The sequence below is a fragment of the Allorhizobium sp. DMC15 genome (assembly GCF_056314065.1).
This window is the reverse complement of sequence record NZ_JBQUZB010000001.1, coordinates 1,537,955-1,562,080: the sequence shown is the minus strand read 5'-3', so window position 1 is coordinate 1,562,080 and position 24,126 is coordinate 1,537,955. Positions and strand designations below refer to the sequence as shown.

The 24,126-nt window shown below is 61.4% G+C and carries 22 protein-coding genes; 6 read left to right on the top strand and 16 right to left on the bottom strand.

Translation table 11 applies throughout. The annotated features are described in order from the left end of the window. Positions 1-48 precede the first annotated feature (48 nt). The 4 genes from ACT53S_RS07700 to ribH form a co-directional block, all read right to left on the bottom strand. Positions 49-2,187: a sodium-translocating pyrophosphatase gene (locus tag ACT53S_RS07700; RefSeq protein ID WP_113378129.1), complete on the bottom strand. Its 2,139-nt coding sequence runs from the start codon at positions 2,185-2,187 to the stop codon at positions 49-51. Between the two features lie 153 nt (positions 2,188-2,340). Beyond that, positions 2,341-3,567: an MFS transporter gene (locus ACT53S_RS07695; RefSeq protein ID WP_113378128.1), complete on the bottom strand. Its 1,227-nt coding sequence runs from the start codon at positions 3,565-3,567 to the stop codon at positions 2,341-2,343. Between the two features lie 10 nt (positions 3,568-3,577). After that, positions 3,578-4,057: a transcription antitermination factor NusB gene (gene nusB / locus ACT53S_RS07690; protein ID WP_476066505.1), complete on the bottom strand. Its 480-nt coding sequence runs from the start codon at positions 4,055-4,057 to the stop codon at positions 3,578-3,580. A gap of 3 nt (positions 4,058-4,060) precedes the next feature. Continuing rightward, positions 4,061-4,519, bottom strand: coding sequence for a 6,7-dimethyl-8-ribityllumazine synthase (gene ribH / locus ACT53S_RS07685; protein WP_113378126.1), 459 nt, complete (start codon positions 4,517-4,519; stop codon positions 4,061-4,063). Between the two features lie 328 nt (positions 4,520-4,847). Between ribH and ACT53S_RS07680 the strand changes: the two genes are divergently transcribed. After that, entirely contained in the window at positions 4,848-5,210 is a 363-nt protein-coding gene (locus ACT53S_RS07680; protein WP_113378125.1) for a hypothetical protein, read from the top strand. Positions 5,211-5,449: 239 nt separating this feature from the next. On the opposite strand, the gene ribD is transcribed toward ACT53S_RS07680, so the two are convergent. From ribD to ACT53S_RS07630, 10 genes are all read right to left on the bottom strand, one after another. Next, positions 5,450-6,538 carry a bifunctional diaminohydroxyphosphoribosylaminopyrimidine deaminase/5-amino-6-(5-phosphoribosylamino)uracil reductase RibD gene (gene ribD, locus ACT53S_RS07675; RefSeq protein WP_476066504.1) on the bottom strand — a complete coding sequence of 363 codons (1,089 nt, stop codon included), beginning with the start codon at positions 6,536-6,538 and terminating at the stop codon, positions 5,450-5,452. Positions 6,539-6,541: 3 nt separating this feature from the next. Continuing rightward, positions 6,542-7,018: a transcriptional regulator NrdR gene (nrdR, locus tag ACT53S_RS07670; protein WP_062274768.1), complete on the bottom strand. Its 477-nt coding sequence runs from the start codon at positions 7,016-7,018 to the stop codon at positions 6,542-6,544. A 12-nt stretch (positions 7,019-7,030) separates the two neighbouring features. Beyond that, positions 7,031-8,320, bottom strand: a complete 1,290-nt coding sequence (glyA, locus tag ACT53S_RS07665; RefSeq protein ID WP_476066503.1) for a serine hydroxymethyltransferase — start codon at positions 8,318-8,320, stop codon at positions 7,031-7,033. 127 nt (positions 8,321-8,447) lie between these two features. Further along, positions 8,448-8,771, bottom strand: coding sequence for a hypothetical protein (locus ACT53S_RS07660; RefSeq protein WP_476066502.1), 324 nt, complete (start codon positions 8,769-8,771; stop codon positions 8,448-8,450). Further along, positions 8,761-9,831: a hypothetical protein gene (locus ACT53S_RS07655; RefSeq protein WP_476066501.1), complete on the bottom strand. Its 1,071-nt coding sequence runs from the start codon at positions 9,829-9,831 to the stop codon at positions 8,761-8,763. Before ACT53S_RS07655 ends, ACT53S_RS07660 begins: the two co-directional genes overlap by 11 nt. Next, positions 9,832-10,236 carry a DUF4383 domain-containing protein gene (locus ACT53S_RS07650; protein ID WP_476066500.1) on the bottom strand — a complete coding sequence of 135 codons (405 nt, stop codon included), beginning with the start codon at positions 10,234-10,236 and terminating at the stop codon, positions 9,832-9,834. It abuts the gene before it with no gap. A gap of 13 nt (positions 10,237-10,249) precedes the next feature. Further along, the gene (locus tag ACT53S_RS07645; RefSeq protein WP_476066499.1) at positions 10,250-11,740 is read right to left on the bottom strand and encodes an FAD-binding oxidoreductase; all 1,491 of its coding nucleotides are present in this window, start codon (positions 11,738-11,740) and stop codon (positions 10,250-10,252) included. A 138-nt stretch (positions 11,741-11,878) separates the two neighbouring features. After that, positions 11,879-13,207, bottom strand: a complete 1,329-nt coding sequence (locus ACT53S_RS07640) for a L,D-transpeptidase family protein (protein ID WP_113378187.1) — start codon at positions 13,205-13,207, stop codon at positions 11,879-11,881. Positions 13,208-13,511: 304 nt separating this feature from the next. Further along, entirely contained in the window at positions 13,512-14,021 is a 510-nt protein-coding gene (gene ldtR / locus ACT53S_RS07635; protein ID WP_113378119.1) for a transcriptional regulator LdtR, read from the bottom strand. A 132-nt stretch (positions 14,022-14,153) separates the two neighbouring features. Continuing rightward, entirely contained in the window at positions 14,154-14,591 is a 438-nt protein-coding gene (locus tag ACT53S_RS07630) for a DUF6163 family protein (RefSeq protein WP_113378186.1), read from the bottom strand. A 147-nt stretch (positions 14,592-14,738) separates the two neighbouring features. On the opposite strand from ACT53S_RS07630, the gene hemB reads away from it, so the two are divergent. The 3 genes from hemB to ACT53S_RS07615 all read left to right on the top strand — a co-directional run bounded on the left by hemB (position 14,739) and on the right by ACT53S_RS07615 (position 17,166). Next, the gene (gene hemB / locus ACT53S_RS07625; protein ID WP_476066498.1) at positions 14,739-15,755 is read left to right on the top strand and encodes a porphobilinogen synthase; all 1,017 of its coding nucleotides are present in this window, start codon (positions 14,739-14,741) and stop codon (positions 15,753-15,755) included. A 66-nt stretch (positions 15,756-15,821) separates the two neighbouring features. Further along, the gene (locus ACT53S_RS07620; protein WP_476066497.1) at positions 15,822-16,280 is read left to right on the top strand and encodes an RDD family protein; all 459 of its coding nucleotides are present in this window, start codon (positions 15,822-15,824) and stop codon (positions 16,278-16,280) included. Between the two features lie 124 nt (positions 16,281-16,404). Further along, the gene (locus tag ACT53S_RS07615; RefSeq protein WP_113378116.1) at positions 16,405-17,166 is read left to right on the top strand and encodes an arginyltransferase; all 762 of its coding nucleotides are present in this window, start codon (positions 16,405-16,407) and stop codon (positions 17,164-17,166) included. A gap of 87 nt (positions 17,167-17,253) precedes the next feature. Here ACT53S_RS07615 and ACT53S_RS07610 read toward each other — a convergent pair whose 3' ends face one another. Next, positions 17,254-18,297 carry a class I SAM-dependent methyltransferase gene (locus ACT53S_RS07610; protein ID WP_113378115.1) on the bottom strand — a complete coding sequence of 348 codons (1,044 nt, stop codon included), beginning with the start codon at positions 18,295-18,297 and terminating at the stop codon, positions 17,254-17,256. Between the two features lie 170 nt (positions 18,298-18,467). On the opposite strand from ACT53S_RS07610, the gene ACT53S_RS07605 reads away from it, so the two are divergent. Further along, a complete protein-coding gene (locus ACT53S_RS07605) occupies positions 18,468-20,528 on the top strand; it encodes a putative bifunctional diguanylate cyclase/phosphodiesterase (RefSeq protein ID WP_476066496.1) in 2,061 nt (686 codons plus the stop codon). Between the two features lie 112 nt (positions 20,529-20,640). Further along, complete coding sequence (locus ACT53S_RS07600) at positions 20,641-21,783, top strand: cyclic nucleotide-binding domain-containing protein (protein WP_476066495.1); 1,143 nt, start codon at positions 20,641-20,643, stop codon at positions 21,781-21,783. A 61-nt stretch (positions 21,784-21,844) separates the two neighbouring features. Here the strand turns inward: ACT53S_RS07600 and parC are convergent, their stop codons facing one another. Beyond that, a complete protein-coding gene (parC, locus tag ACT53S_RS07595) occupies positions 21,845-24,121 on the bottom strand; it encodes a DNA topoisomerase IV subunit A (protein WP_476066494.1) in 2,277 nt (758 codons plus the stop codon). Between the last annotated feature and the right edge of the window lie 5 nt (positions 24,122-24,126).

Genomic DNA, 24,126 nt, shown 5'->3' with positions numbered 1-24,126 from the left:
CGGAAGTCGCCTTCCGCGGTTTCTTTTTTGGCTTGAATTAGCCGCGGCTCAGTGAGCAAGAACCGCCAGAAGCAGAAGCGCCACGATGTTGGTGATCTTGATCGCCGGGTTGACGGCCGGACCGGCCGTGTCCTTGTAGGGGTCGCCGACGGTATCGCCGGTGACGGAGGCCTTGTGGGCGTCAGACCCCTTCAGATGCTTGACGCCGTCCTTGTCGATGAAGCCGTCCTCGAAGCTCTTCTTCGCGTTGTCCCAGGCGCCGCCGCCCGAGGTCATGGAGATCGCCACGAAGAGCCCGTTGACGATGACACCCAGCAGCGAGGCACCGAGGGCGGCGAAGGCGGAGGCCTTGGAGCCCGAGATCAACAGCACGCCGAAGTAGACCACAAGCGGCGCCAGCACCGGCAGCAGTGAGGGGATGACCATTTCCCTGATCGCCGCACGGGTCAGGATATCAACCGCCCGACCGTAATCCGGCTTGTCCGTGCCCTGCATGATACCGGGCTTGTTGCGGAACTGCTGACGCACTTCCTCGACGATCGACCCGGCCGCGCGACCGACGGCTGTCATGGCGATACCACCGAAGAGATAGGGAATGAGGCCGCCGAAGATCAGGCCGGCGACGACATATGGGTTCGACAGGTCGAATGAGATCGTCCCCACATCGGCGAAATAGGAATACTGCGCGCTGTTGGCTGCGAAGTAGGCCAGATCGTTCGAATAGGCGGCGAACAGGACCAGCGCGCCGAGGCCGGCAGAACCGATTGCATAGCCCTTGGTGACGGCCTTGGTGGTGTTGCCGACCGCGTCAAGCGCATCCGTTGACTTGCGCACTTCGGGCGGCAGATGAGACATCTCGGCAATGCCGCCGGCATTGTCGGTGACCGGACCGAAGGCGTCGAGCGCCACGATCATGCCGGCAAGACCCAACATGGTGGTGACGGCGATCGCCGTGCCGAAGAGACCGGCGAGCTGGTAGGTCGACACGATGCCACCGACGATGACGATGGCCGGTAGCGCCGTCGATTCAAGTGATACGGCTAGCCCCTGGATCACGTTGGTGCCGTGGCCGGTGACGGATGCCTGAGCGATCGAGTTCACCGGGCGCTTGTTGGTGCCGGTATAGTATTCGGTGATCACAACGATCAGGGCGGTCACGACAAGGCCGAGAATGCCGCAGAGGAACAGGTTCAGACCCGTTATGTCCGTGCCCGCCACAGTGCCGATGGTCCCCCAGCCGACTGTGAGCGAGGTCGCAAAGGCCAGACCGGCGATCGACAGAAGTCCCGTGACAATCAGACCCTTGTAAAGGGCACCCATGATCGAGCCGTTCGTGCCCAGCTTGACGAAGAAGGTGCCGATGATCGACGTGATGATGCAGGCGCCGCAGATCGCAAGCGGATAGACCATCGTGATGTCGAGGGCTGCCGAGCCGGCAAAGAAGATCGCCGCGAGAACCATCGTGGCGACAACCGAGACGGCATAGGTCTCGAACAGGTCGGCCGCCATGCCGGCGCAGTCGCCGACATTGTCGCCGACGTTGTCGGCAATGGTCGCCGGGTTGCGCGGATCGTCTTCCGGAATGCCGGCTTCCACCTTGCCGACGAGGTCGCCACCGACGTCGGCGCCCTTGGTGAAGATACCGCCGCCGAGGCGGGCGAAGATCGAGATCAGCGAAGCACCGAAGCCAAGCGCGACCAGCGCATCGATGACTTCACGCGAACCGCTCGCATGACCCAGGAATGAGGTCAGCACGTAAAAATAGATGGACACGCCGAGAAGGGCGAGGCCCGCAACCAGCATGCCGGTGATGGCGCCGGATTTGAAGGCGATGTCGAGACCTGCCGCCAGGCTATGGGACGCAGCTTGCGCCGTGCGCACGTTGGCGCGGACCGAGACATGCATCCCGATGAAGCCTGCGGCCCCTGAGAGCACAGCGCCGATCAGGAAGCCGATCGCTGCCGTGCCGGACAGAAGAAACCATGTAGCGACGAAGACAACCGCTCCGACAATTGCGATGTTCAGGTATTGCCGAGTGAGGTAAGCCTGAGCACCCTCGCGAATATAGCCTGCAATTTCCTGCATTCGGGCATTGCCCTGGTCGGATGCAAGGACCGAGCGCGTCGCCCAGACCGCGTAAACCACCGACAGCAACCCGCATAAAATTACGCCTAGAAGAACCGTCATTCGCAATACCCTCCCGTATTGCCCGCGCCTCACTCATCGCGGGCGGTGTCACGCAGACTCGGGCCCCCTCCTCCGAGACCCGTCGACGCGAGGCGAGATTGCGTCGCGCTTTTCGTGCCGTCAAGAGCGCATATTTTGCGTTGCGGAGGGAACTCAGGCGGCTTTGCGAGAGACTGCGCGCAGTTGCAGCAGGATCAGAACAAGGCAGAGCAGCGTCACCGGCCAGACCAGGAGGTTCATCACCGACCAGCCATAGGCGGTGAAGACCTTGCCCGAGGAGAAGGAAGACAACGCCACCGTCGAGAAGAGGATGATGTCGTGGAAGCCTTGGACCTTGTCGGCCTCGGAGGGGCGATAGCTGGAGGCAACGATGGCGGTCGCACCAATGAAACCGAAGTTCCAGCCAATGCCGAGCAGGACGAGTGCGCCCCAGAAATTCCAGAGCTCAATGCCCCAGTGAGCGACAACGGCGCAGGCCATCAGAATGAGCAGTCCCGCCGCGACGATCTTCTCAGGGCCGAAGCGTCCGATCAGCACGCCGGTGAAGAAACTCGGTGCGAACATCGCGATCACATGCCACTGGATGCCGAGGGTGGCGAGATCCGATGAGAAGCCGCAACCTACGACCATGGCGAGCGGCGCACCGGTCATCATGAAGGTCATCAGGGCATAGGTGCCGATGCCACAAACCATCCCGGTCATGAAGCGCTGGGTCATGACAATCTCGCGCAAGGGTCGGGTGGGTTCGTTCGCAGTGCCTGCCTTGCTGACCAGCGGCGGCAGCTTCAGGAAAAAGAGAACGGCGATCGCACACAGCAAGAGCGGCACGAGGCCGAGAAACGCGCCGGCAAACGTTACGGGGGCGAGCGCATCTTTCAGCCAGATGGCGATCTGAGGACCGGCAATAGCCGAGACGATACCGGCCGCGAGAATCCAGGAAATCGCTTTACCCTTGTAAAAACTCGGAGAAGCATCGGCTGCCGCGAAGCGGATTTTCTGGGTAAAGCCGCCGGAGAGGCCCATGAGCACCAGGGCGAAGGCGAAGAGCCAGAAGTCGGAGCGGATGAGAGCAAAGGCTGCCAGCGCACTGCCGAGCGCTCCGGCAAGCGCGCCGAGCATGAAGCTTTCGCGACGACCGAGAAAGCGCGAAGCGGTTGCCACCGCAATGGCGCCAGCCGCAACGCCGATGTTGAAGCCGGTGAGCGGAGCGGTCGCGAGCGACTTGTCGGCGCCGAGCATCTGGAAGCCGGCGAGCCCGCCGACCGCGAAGGCGAGCGGCGGGGCCGAACCCAGGATCGCCTGGGCGACAGCGAGCAGACCGACATTGCGCCTGGCTGCCGACAATTGTCCATCCAGCCCTGCCAGCGCCGCTCCGCTCATGTCACTCACCTTATTTCTGCGCCGGAGCGCGAACCTGCTTTGCAATCCGGTCGAGAACGGCATTGACCAGTCTCGGCTCGTCTTCGGGGAAGAAGGCCTGAGCGATCTCGACATATTCCGTTACTATGACCGCGATGGGCACATCCTTGCGCTCGATCAATTCGAAAGCGCCGGCACGCAGGATGGCGCGCACCGTGCTGTCCATGCGCGACAGGGACCAATCGTCCTGCAGAGCCTGGCGGATCAACGGATCGATCTTGGTCTGGTCGCGCACGACACCGGCGACGATCGATCGGAACCAGGAGGCATCCGCCTTCAGATAGGTTTCCCCGTCGACTTCCTGGCCGAGCCTGTGGCTCTCGTATTCGGCCACGACTTCGAGCACGCCGGAGCCGGCGATGTCCATCTGGTAGAGGGCCTGCACGGCTGCGAGACGGGCTGCGCCGCGCTGGTTTGCCGGCTTCACCGGATGCTTGCTTTCGTCCGACATCACTCAGCCACCCAGCTTCTTCTTCAACGCGATCATCGAGAGCGCAGCGCGGGCGGCAAAGCCGCCTTTGTCCTTATCGGAGCGGCGAACACGGGCCCAGGCCTGATCGTCGTTCTCGACCGTCATGATGCCATTGCCGATCGCCAGGGATTCTGAAACCGCCAAGTCCATGAGGGCGCGTGAGGATTCATTGGCCACGATGTCGAAATGATAGGTTTCACCGCGGATAACCATGCCGAGGGCGACGAAGCCGTCATACTGGGTGCCGTCATCATCGGCCGCATCGAGCGCCATGGCGATGGCCGGCGGGATCTCAAGCGCGCCGGGCACCGTGATGATGTCATAGGTGGCGCCGGCCTCTTCGAGGGCGAATTTCGCGCCGTCCAGAAGAGCGTCCGACATGTCGTCATAGAAGCGTGCCTCGACGATCAGCAAATGCGGCGACGCCGTCTTGTTTACCATGGTCAGATCCTGATCCTGAATGTGATTGCGGCGCTTCGGCCGCCAGAAACGCGGTCAAACCATGCTGTATCCCGGAAGGCAAGCATTTTTCGGTCAGGGCAGATGCAGCGGTAATGCACGCCCGGACCAACCGGACGGGGAAGGAAGCGAGGGATCTCGTTCCGGGCGACCTAATATAGGCCGAAATCAGGCAAGCTGGATGAAAAATGTTTAATGAAATTCAGACACTTAATGTCTGGAAACGGCCACAATCCGACACCAGCTTCAGTCTTGCAAGCGAGCGACGGAATTCCCCGCCATCGCAAACATCCTCGAAAGGAACAGGACCATGAATCGCTTTGCAACAATCTTCAGTGCCACTGCCCTTACCGCCATCGCTTTCGGTGCTGATGCCTATGCCGCCATGCCTGCTGCGGCCACGGCTTCCCAACAGCAGATCGAAAACACGATCACGAAGCTCTCGCCGAATGCCTACAACGTCATCCGGCTCGACTCCTTGCGGACCCACGACACGGCGAAGGAGCAGTACGGGAATGTCATGCCAACATCCCAGGAGGCTCGCCTGGTTCAGGCTTCGGTGATCGCCAACCCGGCGCTTGCCCGCAAACTGCAGGCAGACAAGGTCGAGTTGGAAAACATCGTGGGCGCCGAACAGGCTGTCGACGGAAGTGTGACCTTCTACCTCCGCTGACCCTTCTCTCTCTCTCGATCATCGCAAACGCCATGGAAGTCCCCGCGCCGCCACGCGGGGACTTTGCCTATCTCATGGACCTCAGGAACAATTGACCGGGATTGCGTGTTTCCGATGCACGAAGGAGCCGCTCACGCTTCTTCATCCCAGGAAAAGGAGGCTGTCATGGGTCGTGGTATTCTGATGTGGCTGGTCGGCGTGCCGATCCCGATCATCATTCTCATTTTGTTGTTCTGGCGCTAAAGCCAGGCCGATACCGGCAGCCGCTCCAGGACTTGCCGGTGATCCCGGCCAATCGTCTTCTCCTCCAGGAGAGCAAATCCGGCCGGTCGATGGTCACGGGTGATGGGCGATGCAATGCCGCCCTCACCGATCACGATATCGCCCGTGTAAAGATGGATCGCGTCAACCAGTCCCTGCGCCAGCAGGTCGGTCGCGACACGCGCCCCACCTTCGACCATCAACGATGAGACGCCACGCGTGCCCAGCGCCCGCAACAAAGGCTCAAGGCCTGCCGTCTCGACAATTTCCACTCCCATCTCTTCCAAAAGTTTGCGATTCCCTGTCGCAGACGGTGCGACCGCAAGAAGGACAGGAACGTCGCGTGCCGTGCGGGCGAGCCTGGAGGTGGGCGAGAGTTCAGCGCGACGATCAAGGACAATTCGCAACGGCGATGCGTGTTCGAGACCGGCGAGCCTGACGGTCAGTTCCGGGTCATCAGCGTTTGCAGTGCCGATCCCGACCATGATCGCATCGCTGGCCGCGCGCAGCCGGTGCACTTCCGTGCGCGACTCCGCCCCGGTGATCGCGATCTGGCCGGCCCCGTGGCGGCCCAACATGCCATCGGCGGAAACGGCAAGCTTCAGAGTCACTTGCGGACGGCCCTTCGTCTGGCGCGTGAGATACCCGCCCATGGCGCGGCGGGCTTCCTTCTGAAGAATTCCGATGGTCACTTCGATATCTGCATCGGCCAGGATCTTGAGACCCTGACCGGAGACACGTGGATCCGGATCGGCAACGGCCACGACCACACGGGCAATTCCGCTCGCAACAATCGCGTTCGCACAGGGCGGCGTCTTGCCGTGATGAGAACAGGGTTCGAGCGTGACATAGGCCGTCGCGCCCCTCGCCTCTTCGCCGGCTTCCGCGAGTGCCAGAGGCTCCGCATGCGGACGCCCGCCCTGCGCCGTAACGCCACGACCAACAATGCGGCCGTCCTTCACGATCAGGCAACCGACGGAGGGATTGGAGCCGGTCTGCCCGACATGCGTGAGAGACAGCGCGATCGCTTCGCGCATGAAGGCTTCGTCGATCGCCGTGATCGACACGACCTAGTCCGCGACGCTATCGCGCGAGATCTTGGCATTGATCTCGGCAATGACGTTTTCGAAGTCTTCTGCGTGCGAGAAGTCGCGGTAGACGGAGGCGTAGCGCACGAACGCCACGTCATCGAGCGTCTTCAGGGCTTCGAGCACCTGCAGGCCGATTTCTTCCGAGGAGATTTCCGTTTCGCCCGAACTTTCCAGGCGGCGGACGATGCCGGAGACGGCGCGCTCGATGCGCTCGTTGTCGACCGGCCGCTTGCGCAGCGCAATCTGAAAAGAACGCACCAGCTTGTCTCGGGCGAAGGGGGCCTTGCGGCCCGTCTTCTTCAGAACCATCAACTCACGCAGCTGGACCCGTTCAAAGGTGGTGAAGCGACCGCCACAATCGGGGCAGATACGCCGCCGGCGAATGGAGGTATTGTCCTCCGCCGGCCGCGAATCCTTGACCTGGGTCTCGTCCGATCCACAAAAGGGGCAGCGCATCAGCTGTCAGCCTTACATGTAGGGGTACATGGGGAAGCGGTCCGTCAGGGCCACGACCTTGTCACGTACGGCAGCTTCAACCGACGCATTGCCTTCGTCGGAATTGGCGACCTTGAGGCCATCGAGAACTTCGACGATCAGGTTGCCGATTTCCTTGAACTCGGCTTCCTTGAAACCGCGGGTCGTGCCAGCCGGCGTGCCGAGACGGATACCCGAGGTGACGAAGGGCTTTTCAGGGTCGAACGGAATGCCGTTCTTGTTGCAGGTGATGTAAGCGCGGCCGAGGCCGGCTTCTGCACGCTTGCCGGTGGCGTTCTTCTTGCGCAGGTCGACCAGCATCAGATGGTTGTCGGTACCGCCCGAAACGATGTCGAGGTTATGGCTGATCAGCGTCTCGGCCAGCGTCTTGGCGTTTTTCACGACCTGAGCGGCGTAGTCCTTGAACTCCGGCTTCAACGCTTCACCGAAGGCAACGGCCTTGGCGGCGATGACATGCATCAGCGGACCACCCTGCAGACCCGGGAAGACGGCCGAGTTGAACTTCTTGGCCAGATCCTCGTCGTTCGTCAGGATCATGCCGCCGCGCGGACCGCGAAGCGACTTGTGGGTCGTCGAGGTCGCGACATGGCAATGCGGGAACGGCGACGGATGCTGGCCACCGGCGACGAGGCCGGCGATATGGGCCATGTCGACCATCAGGTAGGCGCCGACTTCGTCAGCGATCTCGCGGAAGCGCTTCCAGTCCCAGATGCGGGAGTAAGCGGTACCGCCTGCGATGATCAGCTTCGGCTTGTGGGTGCGCGCCTTTTCGGCAACGTCATCCATGTCGAGCTGGTGATCGTCTTCACGAACGCCGTAGGAGACGACGTTGAACCACTTGCCGGACATGTTGACCGGCGAACCATGGGTCAGGTGACCGCCAGAGTTCAGGTCGAGGCCCATAAAGGTGTCGCCCGGCTGCAGGAGCGCCAGGAAGACCGCCTGGTTCATCTGCGAACCGGAGTTCGGCTGGACGTTGGCGAAGTTGACGCCGAAGAGCTTCTTGGCGCGCTCGATGGCGAGCTCTTCCGCGATGTCGACGAACTGGCAGCCGCCATAGTAGCGCTTGCCCGGATATCCCTCGGCATACTTGTTCGTCATGATCGAGCCCTGGGCTTCGAGCACGGCGCGGGAGACGATGTTTTCAGAGGCGATCAGTTCGATCTCATGACGTTGACGACCGAGTTCCTTCTCGATCGCACCGAAAATTTCCGGATCCGTATCGGCGAGAGAACGAGAAAAGAAGGCATCGTTGTTCGACATGATCGCTGGCTCCTCAAAAGCGTTTGATGCTGTGGGGTCTTAAACTTCCGCAGTCACGAGAGCAATACGGAGAACGACATTTGCGGATCAATTGGCGCGCAGGGGCGAATGGCCGCAATCCCCTTGATCAGGCTGGACGAAGATCCATGCAGCCATTGCGCAAGGCGGGCAGGACGATCCAGGCGCCGTTTGCGTAGAGCTTGCGGACGAAGGCTGCATCTGGCGCCGTGACCACCGTCCGACCATTGCCGGCGCGCAGGATACCGGCTCCGTCGGGGAGCCGGGTCGGCATATCGGGACCGAGGACGAGGACTGCGGGGCCGACAGGGCCGAACGCCGCCGTTGCTCCAATGATGACGGAGAACCAGCCAATGGGAATGGCAAACAGGATGCCAGTGGTCCGCACCGCCCTGCCCCAGCCTTTTCGAGGCTTCGCGGTGTCAGTAGTCATAGACATGTTCCAGTTCGAGGCCTGCGGCACGGAGTTCGTCGAACAGCGCCGGCAGATCGCGGACCTTGGCCTGGAGCAACAGACGACGACCGGCAAAACCATCGCGGTTGATGTCGACAATCCTCGTTGCAAAGCCGAGCTGACTTGGAACGGAGGCGCCGAGCGCCGAGACCATGATGTCGTCATTGCCGGCAATTTCCAGCATGGTGCCTTTGCGGGCGGCGATCTGTTGAAGGATGACGGTGAAGGCCCGGTAACGCGGAGTTTCGATCAGGACGCCGTCCGCGCCCTTGTCTTCTATAACAGTGACATCGGGAATAGCCTGGAGATCGGCGGTCGACAGGCCGGAGACGAGTGAGCGGATGGTCAGCTGTGCCTGGCCGGTCGCGGCGACCGCGCCGGCTATCACGTCGGCATAAGCGGCCTTCGCCTTCCACTCCCCGCCAAGGGCGAGCCGGCGCTCCCAGCTGCGCGGCGAGGTGACCGGTTCGGCCCAGAGCTTTTCCACAGCGCCATCGAAATCGTATTTGTACCAGGGCGTCTGGTGCAGGAACTGGCCATAATCTTCGGCCATCTCGGCGGCATAACGATCCTGAGGGGACTTCTCAGGCCCGCGGACGAGCGCGAAGAGACGTCCAACGGTTTCTTCATAGAGCGCCTTCATGCCCATTTCGAGCGTGAAGCTCACGCCGATGACATGGATGGTGCGCCGGGTGGCCACATCGGCGCCGCCGTGACGATCGGCCTCGCGGTTCAGCGCGCAAAAAGACGCCCAGAAGCCAACGACACTCCGCGTGTAACCGAAATCATGTTCGTCGCCCGTCTTCAGGACATTGGCGAGGCCCTCATAGGCATAGACGATGTGCCACTCGGGATAGGTGAGATAGCTGTTTGCCTCCGCGCGCAGGAAGGCGGGATCGGTCATCTTTGGCGTGAACGTGGCCTGCTCCGGCTCGGCGGTGCAGAAGGTCTCGATATACCCAACGGGTGCCAGCAGCAGCAGGACCAAAAGGACGAGCAAAAGCGCGAGCCATTTTGCAAGGCGCAGCATCTTCCGCATTCACGCCTCCCTGCGGAAGACGAAGGCAGACAGGACCGCAATGCCGCCGAGCGAGATATGCGGTAGATTGGCGAGGATCTTGAAGCCGATTGGGAGGTCCTGGATGCCATAATTGATGATCCCAAGATCCAGATAGCCGGACCCCGTCGCAAGGCCCAAAAGACCGTCGGTCAGGTAGAGGATACCAAAGTAGAGAAGGAAACTGCGGGCAGCGCGCGCGGAAATGAGTGCCGCAGTGCCTGCCCAAAGGGCCGACGCCAAGTGCAGAAGATCATCGTAGATATCGAGGGCAAAGATGCCGAAGGCGCGTCCCTCCGCATCGGTCAGGCCGGGGATGTAGTTTAGCCCCGCGACGACGAGGAGAATTGCGGCATAGGCAAAGGCGATCTTGCGGACGGTCGGCATCGGTTTCCCCTCTTCAGATCTTCGAAATGTAGTTTGCCCAGAAGCCGTTCTGGAAGCGCAGTTCCGGATCAAGGCGGCGCTTGGCCTCGGCAAACTCGCCAACACGCGCATAGGCGCGATGCAATTGGTCGAGGGTCGGGTGCGGACGATAGGGCAGATAATAGCTGCCGCCGATTTCCGTGACACGATCGATCAGGGCGCGGGTCATGCGCGCCATGTCCTCCTCGGCACGAACCGACATCTCCTGGGAGAACAGCATGACGGCGGCGATGCGGGGTACGGTCGCGTAGGCCAGCACACTGTCGTGATCCGTGTCGACGAAACGCAGGGTGATGTTCAGGAGTTCCTGGTAGGACGACGGGATGACCTCGCGGCAGATGCGGACGAAATCCGCAAAGCGTTCGGGCGCGACGAAATATTCGTGCAGAATGTCGGTGCGGGTCGGATCGCCATCGTCGAGCGTTGCGACGGGCTCGTTCATCAGGCTGTTGCGCGTGGCGATGCCAGAGGTGAGTGCCGGGCTCAGCGACGATTCCAGCATCCAGCGAACATGTTTGACGCGATCGGAGCCGACCTGCTCGCGGAAGACCTTCGCGGCGACATGGCTGACAAAACCGGAACCGCTCGCCGGTGGGATGACCGTCTGGTCAGGCGTCGGCCGATAGGAGATCAGAAGGCCGCTTTCGAAGAAACGATCAATCGCGACATCAAGGCGGCCATAGGCCATTTCGATCGTCTTGTCGGCCTTCAGGCTCTCGATGAAGCGCATGCCGAGTTCTTCGCCCGCCACATGCTCGAAGGTGGGGGCGAGATTGCGGTTCGGAACAATCTCGATCTCGAGTTCGACGATGATGCCGAAAAGCCCGTAGCCGCCCATCGCATGGTTGAACAGCTCGGTATTTTCCGTACGCGAGCAGGTGACGAGCGTTCCGTCGGCGAGCAGCATTACAATCGACCGAACGGTCGAGCCGAACGCGCTCCAGGGGACGGGCCAGCCATGGGCGTTGACGGAAAAGGTGCTGGCGACGCCGAAATCGTGGTTGGACTGCATGACCTTCGGCGAAAATCCAATTGCATCGAGCCGTTCGATCAGCTCGCTCCAGCGCATCCCGGCAGACACGCGGCAGGTTCCCGCCGCCTTGTCGGCATCGAGCCATCCCTTGTCCAGGGTGAGCACCGTGCCGTCCGTCTGCAGGCTTTGTGCGCCCATCGAGTGGCGGGCCGCACTCGCAACGAGGGGCCGCCCCGCGCTTTTGGCTTCCGCAATCTCCCGCCGGACCGCTTCTACGAGGGCGTCACGCCGGTCATCGCTCAGCAGGATGTGGCGCGCGACGCGTGTCGGGGACAGGAGGCTCGCGTCGTTGAGCATCTCATCGGCGCTCAACGGACCTTCGGGAAAGGATTGGCCAAAGCCGATGGTTTCGCGCCCGAACCTATGGGCAGCATAGCCGCCCGCAGCAGCACCGGCCGCAAATAACACCGCGCGCCTCGTCAGCTTTTTCATCCCTACCCCCGCAGGTTCCCTTGAATCGTCATGTCTTGCGGTATTCATGAGTAGGCAGACGCGTGTTGTTGTGCAAGGCCATGAAAAAAGCCGCGTCCGGGGACGCGGCTTCAAGATGAATAGCGCTTTAACAGCCGATTATTGCGGCAGAATGTCGTCGTCGACAGAGCCGCTAACCTGCTCCTGGCCGATATTGGCCTGCAGGGCGAGCTGCTGATCGCCATCCTGTTCATAGATGTCGTCGCGGAACTGCACGACGCCCTGCTTCGGCGACCATGCCGTCAGATAGACCCAGTGCACGCCGACTTCGTCAACGACCTTAATCGGCGTGTTGACGCGGCTGGCGATGACGCGTTCGATCTCCTGGCGGTTCCAGCCGGGCGTATTCTTGAGAACCCAGACAATGAGGTCGCGCACGTTCTGAATGCGGACGCAGCCGGAAGATTCGAAGCGCATCAGCTTGTTGAACAGGCCTTGCGTCGGCGTGTCGTGCATGTAGACGCCGTCGGGGCTCGGGAAGTTGATCTTGGTGGACGACATCGCGTTGATCTTGCCCGGATCCTGACGGAAGGTCAGGTTCGGAGCCTTGGGCGCGAACCAGTCGACGCTTTCCGGAGCCACTTCATTGCCCTTGCCGTCGATCAGGCGAATGGCATTGCGCGACAGATAGGTCGGATCCTTCTGCATCAGCGGCACGATGTCCTTTTCGACGATCGAGCGCGGCGCGGTCCAGTAAGGATTGAGAATGATGTCGGACACCTTGGAGCTGACCAGCGGCGAAGGACGGCTGATGCGGCCGACGATTGCGGTATTGCGCAACGCCACCTGGTCGTTCTCGACCGCTTCGACATAAGCCGCCGGAATGTTGACGACGATGTAGCGAGACTCGAGCGGCTTGGCGAGCGTGTCCTGCAGACGCTGGAAGTTCACGTTCAGCTGGTTGAGGCGCACGTCGGCCGAGATGTTCAGCGCCTTCAGCGTGAATTCGCCGAGCACGCCGTCTTCCGGCAGGCCGTGACGGGCCTGGAAACGCTTGACGGCGCCGTCGACGTAGCTGTCGAACGAATTCGACATGCCGGCTTCCTGCGGCAGGTCGCCGGACACCATCAGGCGCTGGCGAAGCGCCTGGACGGACGGATCTGTGACGCCGAGCTGCAGCTTGACGGCCGGATTGACCTGGGGCCAACCGCCATTCGAGACAATCATCTGGTACTGGCCGATGGCTTGCTGGATGTTGCCGATACTGGAGGGGCTGAGCATCGCGGTGTTGGATACGACGCTCGTCGTCGTGCGCGATGCCTGGGCATCGAACTGATCGTCCCAGTTGCCGCGACGCGGTGCATTGATCAACTCGTCGACTGCCGTCTGCGCAGCGGCCTGGCCGGCGATAACAGCAGCACCGACGGCTGCAGCACCCCGCAACAAAGAGCGCCGCGAAAGATCAACGATTCCCGTATTCTTGGACATATTCCCTACCGTTTCATCCTGAACCAGAACCAGACGCATACTGCTTCATGGTTAACAAAGCGCCGCCAAAAGGACATTGCTGCTCGTTGTTGGGTGTTCGGGAGGCGGTCAAATCACGCACTCCGCTCGTCCCGGCGGTCCCATATCAATATGGCCAATTCGTGTCACCAAGGGGTTGTGTCACGAGAGCGTGTCCAGCGGCCAAAGCGTTGTGATCAGGAAACGACAAAACCGGCCGCTTCACGAGGAAGCGTCCGGTTTAGCGCGGTGGATCGCTGTCTGGAGGTCGTGGAGCGGGTCAGGCTCAGAGACGGTAGAGGATCTGGTCGTTCCAGAAGCGGTCGAGGCGCTGCAGGAGCTTGTTCATCTGGGTGAACTCGTCGGCGCCGATGCCGCCGACCTTCTGGATCGAGCCGATGTGGCGTTCGTAGAGCTTTGCAACGGTTTCGGCGATTTCCTGGCCGGCATCCGTCAGGCTGATACGGACCGAGCGACGGTCGACGCGCGAGCGCTGGTGGTTGATGAAGCCGAGGTCGACGAGCTTCTTGACGTTGTAGGAGACGTTCGAACCGAGGTAGTAACCACGCGAGCGCAGTTCACCGGCGGTCAGTTCGGCATTGCCGATGTTGAAGAGGAGCAGCGCCTGGATGGCGTTCACATCGGAGCGGCCCTTGCGGTCGAACTCGTCCTTGATGACGTCGAGCAGACGGCGGTGGAGACGTTCCACGAGGTGGAGAGATTCCAGGTAGAGCGAACGGATTGCTTCTTCCTGCGGATCAAGGGGGGCGGCCTGCGGCTTGAGCTTGGTGTTCATATCGATCTGCCTCACTGTTTTGTTTGGCGGTGTTGGTTTTTTCTCCCGCCTTGATGAGGACAGTATCCAATGCGCATAAAATTCTATTTAAAACGCAGGCTTAACAGAGGCTTACCAAAGCCGGTCCTGCGATCACGGTAAATCAACGGTTATCGCTTCCCGCTTGTGTCTGCTTTCGAGCCACAACGCCAGGCGGAAGGCGAGATAAAGGGCGGCCACCGAAACATGCATGACGATGGCCAGGATGTTGGTGCCGAAAATGTCGGGCCAGACGGAAAACATCAGGATCTGGGCACCCGCTGCAATCAGCCACATGACGGGTCCCCAGGAGCCCGCCAGCCACAGCCCGAGAGCTGCCACCGGAAAAACGACCGCAAGGCCAGCAGCGGCGACACGCCAAGGCAGAGACAGAAGATCGAAACGGCCCAGCCCGCCATGGCTGTAGCCCACCAGCATGCCCCAGTATTGCAGCCCGAACCACAGGCAGGCCAGCGCCACAACCCGCAGGAACAGCACATAGATGAACTCCGTCAGGCTGCGGAGGGGTGTTGTCGGCGAATCAGCTTCCATGGTTTCCACGATAGGGCCTCCCCCAGACGACCGCCAGCAGCGGCAGTGCGCCCTCCCCTGCCGCTTGCGACACACGGTCGTTTTGCAAGCGGCAGCCGGCATGTTATCAGCAGCGACCAAAGACGGCAAAAGACGAAGGATGCGACGATGACGGACAAGACCCATTTCGTGGATGACGTGACCGGCCATCGCCGCATGCGGCGCCTGCGCAAGGCGGACTGGCAAAGGCGCATGGTTCAGGAGAACCGGCTGACGGTCGACGACCTGATCTGGCCGATCTTCGTTGTGCCCGGCACCGGCGTCATGGACCCCATCGCCGCCATGCCAGGCGTTTTCCGGATGAGCGTCGACACGGCGGTTGAAGCCGCCAAGGAAGCGGCCGATCTCGGCATTCCGGCGATCGCTACCTTCCCAAATGTCGACATCGGCCTGCGCGACGAAACCGGCTCGCACATTCTGGTCGCCGACAACCTGATCAACCAGACGACGGCCGCCATCAAGAAAGCTGTACCCAATATCGGCATCATCACCGACGTGGCGCTCGACCCGTTCACCAGCCACGGGCATGACGGCATTTTGCGCGAAGGCGAAATCGTCAATGACGAGACGGTCGACCAACTCGTCAGGGCGGCCGTCGCCCAGGCCGATGCCGGAGCCGACATCATTGCCCCCTCAGATATGATGGATGGCCGGATCGGCGCGATCCGCCGGGGCCTCGATGCCGCAGGGCATCAGTCCGTCGGCATCATGTCCTACGCCACCAAGTTCGCCTCCTGCTACTACGGCCCCTATCGCGAGGCGATTTCCACCAGTGGGCTTCTGAAGGGCGACAAGAAGACCTATTACATCGACCCGGCCAACGGCACCGAAGCGATCCGCGATGCGGCGCTCGATGTCGAGGAAGGCGCCGACATGCTGATGGTCAAGCCGGGTCTTCCCTATCTCGACATTTGCTGGCGCATGAAGGAGGCGTTCGGCCTGCCGGTCTTCGCCTATCAGGTCTCGGGCGAATACAGCCAGATCAAGGCGGCTGCCGCCAATGGCTGGATCGACGGCGAGCGCGCCATGCTCGAAACACTGCTGTCGTTCAAGCGCGCCGGATGCGACGGAATCTTGACCTATTTCGCCGTCGACGTGGCCCGTCACCTCGCCCGCAAAGGCTGATCATCACGGATTATTGTATTCCGGCCGGGCGTTCCCATATCTGAGGAACAACCAAAGGAGCCCACCATGAGCCTCGACAACAATTCGTCCTATGCCGCCCCCGAAGACTGGCGCGCCTATAGCGGCGTACTGTCGCGTCGGGTGTTCGCATTTATCGTCGACTACCTGTTCATCGGGCTCCTATGGATCCCGGCAGCCGTGATCGTGTTCTTCCTCGGCATCCTGACACTCGGGCTCGGCTGGCTGCTCTATCCGATCCTGTTCTTCGTCGTTGCCGGCCTCTATTTCGGCATGTCGCTGGCTGGTCCTTCGCAGGCAACGCCGGGCATGCGGATGATGGGGATCGCCATGGTGCGTCTCGACGGTCGCAAGCTCGACTTCGTCACCGCGATCGCCCATCTGGCCTTGTTCTGGATCCTGAACTCGGTGCTGACGCCTATGATCCTCCTGGCCGGTCTGTTCATCGAGCGCTCGCGACTGGTGCACGACCTGCTCGTCGGCACGGCAACAGTCCGCACCTATTGAAACTTTTCATCGTCCGACGTCTTCAAGAAAACACTCCGGGATCAACCCGGAGTGTTGACGTTTCGCATTCTTACGCCATCCTAGTCCCAGAGATGACGTGACAGAGGATTCTCTTCGGCGACAGATGAATACCCAGACCTCTCCTTCACCGCAGTTTTATCTCACGGCCCCCGCGCCGTGCCCCTATCTGCCGGACGAATTGGAGCGGAAGGTGTTCACCCACATGGTCGGCCCACGGGCGACCGAAATGAACGATCTGTTGACGCAGGGTGGTTTTCGCCGGTCACAGAACATCGCCTACAGACCTGCCTGCGAATCCTGCCGTGCCTGCGTCTCGGTGCGTGTTCTCGCCAAGGAATTCGAAGCCAGCCGGGCCTTCCGCAGGGTGGAAGCGGTAAATCGCGATCTCGTCTCCACCGTTTTTCCGGCACAGCCTTCCACCGAGCAGTTTTCCCTCTTCCGCCGCTATCTCGACGCCCGCCATCAACAAGGGGGAATGTCAGACATGTCGGCGCTCGATTATGCCATCATGGTCGAGGACAGCCATGTGCAGACGCGGATCATCGAATACCGGCTGCGCAGTCCAGGCGACGGCGTGTCGCCTCAGCCGCGTGGCGAGCTCGTGGCCGTCGCGCTGTCCGATCTAATGAGCGACGGGCTGTCGATGGTCTATTCCTTCTACAATCCGCAGATGGAAAGGCGTTCTCTCGGGACGATGATGGTGCTCGATCACATTCGCCGGGCGCAGGCTCTCGGCCTGCCGCATGTCTATCTCGGCTATTGGGTGCGGGGATCACAGAAAATGGGCTACAAAACCCGCTTCCAGCCGCAGGAGCACCTGATGAACCAGGGCTGGATGCGGTTTACGTCCGATATGGACGAATGACGCGGGTACCGTCGGACCACCTTCACCTGCCATTCAATGCGGCGCTCTCCCCGCCTCTTGGTGAAAGCGGAGAGAGCTAATATTGGATCAAGACAGCTTGCGGATGATGCCGTAAACGATGTTCCTGTTGGCGCCATAGCGCAGGCTGCACTCGACATCCTGCCCTTCGGCCGTAGCACGCATGACGCGCCACATGTCTTCCTCGGACCGCAGCAGCAGCGCCCAGTTCATGAAGGTTTCCATATAGCCGTCATCCGGGATGTCATCGGCGAAGTTGGCGAAGAGGAAGGTGCCGTGCGGTTTCAGCATTTGCAGGCAGCGCTGCGAGAGCTTGATGGCGACCTCGTCGGCCAGATAGTCATAGAGGCCGGCGGCATAGACGAAGTCGAACTTGCCGAGTGTCTGTGACCGCATCAGGACCGTACGCACCGAGCCATCGACCGCTTCGACCGCGGTGCCTTCGTATTCACTGGCGACCGCGCCGACGCTCAATGGATCCTGATCGAGGGCGAGCCAGCGCTTGATCGTACCGTCCTTCAGGGCTTGCGACATCTTGCCTTCGCGTAGGTGACCCGCCGCAATGGTCAGGATCTCGGCTTCCCCGCCCCGCGACGAGGCGACGTCGTCGACATATTGAGCCAGAAGATCGCGGCGTTCGCGCACGGCAACACAAGCCGGGGATTCGCTCGTGAAGGCATTGACGGCCTTGCCCATCGGGCTCGCCGCATCGAGCATGGCCTGTTTGCTCGGGTGGCGGTAGATGAAATCGAGCAGGCCCGCATCGCCGGAATAGCCGCGCGGCTTTTCAAAGGACCAGCGGGTGAAGGGGTCTTCGTGAAAATGGCGGGCGATCGGATGGTTCTGCGCGACCGGAATGAGCTGCTCCCACACCTTCGGAGAATAGCGATTGCGGACATGGTGCAGGCCGGTGAGCAGGCGCAGCATGATCTGCCCGACGTCAGTCTGATTTTGGAACTGCTGTTCGGCCACCCTCAGATGCAGCGCCAATTCGGCCTGCGCCTCGCCGAGTTCTTCGTCTCGGACGGGTTTCGCAGAGGAGAAGACCTGGGATGCAATAGAGTCTGGGGTGATCAGGCTTTCGCCGTCGAATGCAATGTCCAAATCACTCATCATTCGCTCCAATTTTAGTCAAACTTGATATTAATACTTGGTAAACCATAGTGCGAATTTCCCCTCGACGCACCCCCATTTTGTCCAGATCTTAAAACGTAGTTAACGCCTGTCCCAGTTAAGTTCAGTTGGCGCGCCTGTGGTTCTTGCGCGGAAGTTGGGAGCAGATGATGCAACAGGGCAATGACTACCCTGAACGGCCTCGGGCCGGCTCGCCACGTGACTCGAATCCGGTGCCACCGCTGGCGACGCTCGAAAGCGTGCGCAATGCTGAAGGGACAGAGCCGGGTACGAGCGTTCTCTCTGCGGCAATGCTCAAGCGCCTCTATATGCGGGAGCGGGGCGAAGGCCAGGTGCGCGAGACCCGGAGGGGTCTCTGGCTTGCGGTGATTGTCTACCTGCTCTTCGGTATTTCGGATGCCATCCTCATCCCCGATGTTGCGGTACAGACAATCACGGCGCGGTTCGTTGTCGCCATCCTCGCCATGACCGTCATGGAAATTCTGGTTGCGACGCGTGCGCCGTCGAGATGGTCGGACATTACCTGTGCGGTTACCGTGGTGGCAGGCTATCTGGGCTGGTTGATACCGGCCGCCGAGACACAAGCCTACGAGACCTTCCGCTTCTACATGCTGTTCGGCACCATCTTCATGATGAGCGCCAATCTGTTCTTCAATCTGTTCTTCCGGCTGTCGGTCGCCACCTCGGCAACCATCCTGATGATCTTCTTCACCAGCCTCGCATTCGTTCCGGCGCTCGAGCCGAACCAGCGTCTGGTCCTGATCCTGTTCTACATCTCCTGCTTCGCCTTCACGTCCTATGTGAACTGGAAGCTCAACGAGGAACGCTACAACGTCTTCCTCAACGCCCGCGAAGCTGCACACCAGCATCGGGAATCCGAGAAGCGCGGGGCGGCCCTGGAGCGTCTCTCGAATACCGACTACCTGACAGGCGTCGACAACCGCCGTGCGGTGGACAAGCGCCTGCGGGATTACTGGAGCGCCTGGCAGGACGAGGGTACCAGTTTTGCCGTGATGTTGGTCGATGTCGACTTCTTCAAGAAATACAACGACTTCTACGGCCATCAGGCTGGCGACCGATGCCTCGTGACAGTTGCATCAGCACTCAGCGATATGCTGAAGCCGCTTCATGCGACCGTTGGACGCTATGGCGGCGAGGAATTCATCGTGTTGTCGCGCGTCACCGGCCGCGAACAGGTCATGGCGCTTGCCGAGGTGATCCGCGCCACTGTCGAGGACCTCGCCATCGTGCACGACCAGCGCCGTGACGGCCAGGCGGTCGTCACCGTCAGCGTCGGAGCGGCCTATACCCGCGCGCAGACAGGGCCGAAACTCGAGCGGATCATCAACGAGGCAGACCGCGCGCTCTATTCGGCCAAGGCCAATGGACGCAATTGCGTTCGGCTTTTCGACCCGAACGACCCGCTCAGCAGCGACGACAACGAAAACATCGCGGCGACGCTGCGCATGGCCGTACGCAACGATCTTGTCCATCTCGTCTACCAGCCGATCCAGAACATGCGCACCGGTCGCATCGAAGGCGTGGAATCGCTGATGCGGCTGAAGATGGTCGATGGAACACCGCTGTCGCCGGCCCAGTTCATTCCCGTGGCCGAACGGACGGGCGCCATCCTGGAACTTGGGCTCTGGGCCATTCGCCGTGCCTGCACGGAAGTGCTGGCTCCTGGCCTCGCCCCACTGGCCAGCGTCAATGTCTCCGCCATCCAGCTCAAGTCACGTGGCTTCGCGCTGGCTGTTTCAACCATCCTGGAAGAAACCGGCGTGCCCGGCTCGCAGCTCGCCTTCGAAATCACCGAAGGTATCGACATGGAGGGGCAGTCGGATGTGATCCGCTGCATCACCGACCTGCAAGCGCTCGGCATCCGCATATGGCTCGACGACTTCGGGACAGGTTTCGCCGGACTTTCCTGGCTGCGCCTTTTCCCCTTCGATACGGTCAAGATCGACCGCTCCTTCCTGCAGGACGCCCGTCGTCCCGCCGGCCGCGCCATGCTCGAAGACATCATCCGACTGATCCGCAACCGCGGCCTGAAGATCCTGATCGAAGGTATCGAGACCGCCGATCACGTCGACCTGATGCACGAACTCGGGATTGAGCTCGGCCAGGGCTACTATCTCGGCCGTCCGGTTCCGATCGAAGAGGTGCGGATCAAGGCCGTGCCTCGGCTTGCCACCGTCGTCAGCCTCTGAACGTTCCGGTCATATCCGCCTGAACTGATCCCAAACTTGGCCGATCGGCCGTCACCCATCGCACTGCGGAAGCCAGTATGATCGGGCATCGATATCGGATCGAGGCCCAATCATGACCATCGCGCAAACCGATCTCCTGCGGGAACGACAGGATTTCTCGGAAAAGCTGCTCAAGCACACCACCATCCGCGTCAGCGAAACCTATCTCGACGATTTTCGCCAGCATGTCGAACCGGCTGTCTATGCGGCCGGCGACCTCATTTTCAAGAAAGGCGATGACAGCAAGTTCGCCGTGCTGATCGCGGCCGGTGAGATCGAGGTTTTCGCGCCGGAAACCGGTGATGTTCTGGCGGTGGCAGGAGATGGGGCGCTGATCGGCGAACTCGGCATGATCAGCGGCGAGCCCCGCAGTGCCTCGGCCCGTGCACTCACGCCCGTACGGGGCTGGGTCATCGACCGAACAGACTACCGCGAATTCCTGAGCGACCGGCCGGAACTGGCAACGCTCTTCTTCCGCAAGATCTATGCACAGCTCTCGGCGAGTTACGGCAAGCTCAGGGAGCAGTACGTGGCACTCGAAGATGCCGACCGGCGCTACCACGCGCTCGCCTTCATGTTCGTCACCATCGTTCTGATGGTGAATGTCTACGCGCTGGTGAACGGGATGATCCTCGGCAACCTCCGAGCCACCCATCAGGAGGCGATGATCTTCTGGACCTCCCGCGCGATGGAGCTGTGGGGCGGTTTCATCCTGTGGGGCCTGACGGTCCGCTGCGGCCTGACCCGTCACGACATGGGCATCCGCCGTGGCAATCTGTGGCGGTCGATCGGGGCCGGCCTGTTGATCAGCCTACCGGCGCTCGCAGCGATGATCTATTTCCGCACTCGTCTTTATCCGCAGCTTGCCGGCACGCCCTTGATCGACCCGGCACAACTCACGCTCAGCGTTTATACTTACATTCTGATCGCTGCCCTGCAGGAGTGGATCTGCCGTGGCGTCTTCCTGACCTCGATCGCCAAGCTCATGCCGGGCCGGATGCGGCCGGCAGCAGCCGTGCTGATCTCGTCGCTGGTCTTTTCGACGCTCCACCTGCACTACTCATCATCGCTCGCCGTTGTGGCGCTCGTGACCGGGATCGTCTGGGGTTGGCTCTTCCTCGCCCATCGGAACCTCGCCGGCCCTGTCGTCTCGCATTTCATTCTGGGCAACGCCGCCACGCTCATGGGGATCTGGGCCATCTGGCAAAGTGGCTGATCGATGTGAAAAAGCCGGTCGCTTGCGCGCCCGGCTTTGTCCCATGCTCGTCTATGACCGGTTAGCCGGAGAACTTGCCGCTCCGCGGGAACCCCTTCGGCACGGCACGACCGGCCGTCGCGCGATCGCCAAGCCACTCAATCAGCTCTTCCTTCGTCTTGGTGAAGGTGCGACCGGCAGAATCTGCCCAGGTCAGCCCGTCGGCAATTGCAAAGCACTTGGCATCGGAAATGCCGCCATCCTTGTAGCGCTGCAAGCGGACGCCCTTGCCGCGTGTCATCTCAGGAATCTGGGCAAGCGGGAAGGCCAACATCTTGCGGTTTTCACCAACGACGGCAACGTGATCGCCACTCACAGGCACCACGAGCTTGGCTTCATCGGGCATGCCGACATTCATGACCTGCTTGCCCTTGCGGGTGTTGGCGACCACCTCCCCTTCCGGCACGACGAAACCGTTGCCGGCGGTCGAGACGAAGAGCAGCTTGCGGGTCGCGTCATGGACGAAGGCGGTGAGCACATCCTGATCGTTTTCCATGTCGACCATGATGCGTAGCGGTTCGCCATGGCCACGGCCACCCGGCAGCTTGTCGCCGCCGAGCGTGTAGACCTTGCCGCCCGTGGTGACGAGCAGGATCTTGTCCGTCGTCTGGGCCGGGAAAGCGACCTTCAGCGCATCGCCTTCCTTGAAGGTCAGCGACGAGGTGTCGGAGATGTGGCCCTTCAGCGCGCGGATCCAGCCCTTTTCGGAGATGACGACGGTGATCGGTTCCTTTTCGATCATCGCCTGCTGGATTGCCTCGACATCGGCGTCCGGGGCATCGGCGAAGACGGTGCGGCGGCGGCCGAGTTCGGTCGCCTTGGCGTAATTCTTCTTCACCTCGCCGATTTCCCAAGCGACGGTCTGCCACTGCTTTTCCGGCGAGGCGAGGAGGGACTCGATCTCGGCCTTTTCGGCGGACAGTTCCTCATGCTCCTTGCGGATCTCGAACTCCTCGAGCTTGCGCAGATTGCGCAGGCGCATGTTGAGAATGGCTTCCGCCTGAATGTCTGTCAGATCCCATTTGGCGATCATGACCGGCTTCGGCTCGTCCTCCTCGCGGATGATGCGGATCACCTCGTCGAGGTTGAGATAGGCGATCAGCAGGCCACCGAGGATTTCGAGGCGCCGGTCGATCGCAGCGAGCCTGAACTTCGAACGGCGAACAAGAACGTCCTTGCGGTGCTCCAGCCACTCGGTCAGCACCTCGTTGAGGGCCATGACCTTCGGCACCTTGCCCTGCGACAGCACGTTCATGTTCAGCGGAACACGGCTTTCGAGCTCGGTCAGCTTGAAGAGCGATTCCATCAGCAAGGTCGCGTCGACCGTGCGGCTCTTCGGCACCAGCACGATGCGCACGTCTTCGGCGCTTTCGTCCCTGATATCTTCGAGCAGCGGCAGGCGACGGGCGACCAGAAGTTCGGCGATCTTCTCGATCAGGCGCGACTTCTGCACCTGGAACGGGATCTGGGTAACGATGATCTGATAGCCGCCGCGGCCGAGATCCTCGGTCTCCCACTTGGCACGCACACGGAAACCGCCGCGACCGGTGCGGTAGGTCTCCAGCATCGACGCACGGCTTTCGACGATCACGCCGCCGGTCGGGAAGTCGGGACCCTCGATGCCGCCGCGTTCGGGATGGGCGGGATCGGCCAGCAGTTCCTCGACAGGCGCGCCGGGGTTCTTGATCAGATAGAGGGCCGCGTCGCAAAGCTCATGGGCATTGTGCGGCGGGATGGAGGTCGCCATGCCGACCGCGATGCCCGAGGCGCCGTTGGCGAGCAGGTTCGGGAAGGCGCCCGGTAGGACCGTCGGCTCGTCGTCTTCCTCGTTATAGGTCGGGCGGAAATCAACCGCGTCCTGGTCGATACCCTCGAGCAGGAGGGCTGCGACATCGGTCATGCGGGCTTCGGTGTAACGATAGGCGGCAGCACTGTCGCCATCGATATTGCCGAAGTTCCCCTGCCCGTCCACGACCGGGTAACGCTGCGAGAAGTCTTGGGCTAGACGCACCAGCGCATCATAGACCGACTGGTCGCCATGCGGGTGGAACTTACCGATGACGTCACCGACGATACGGGCGCATTTCTTGAAGGCCGAGTTCGGCCGGATGCCCATTTCGCTCATCGCGTGGATGATGCGGCGATGCACCGGCTTCAGTCCGTCACGGACGTCCGGCAGCGCGCGGTGCATGATCGTCGACAAGGCATAGGCGAGGTAACGCTCCTCGAGCGCCGCCTTCAGATCGACCGGAAGAATGTTGTCGCCACCCTCATCGGGCGGAAGCTGATTTGTCCCCATGGGTC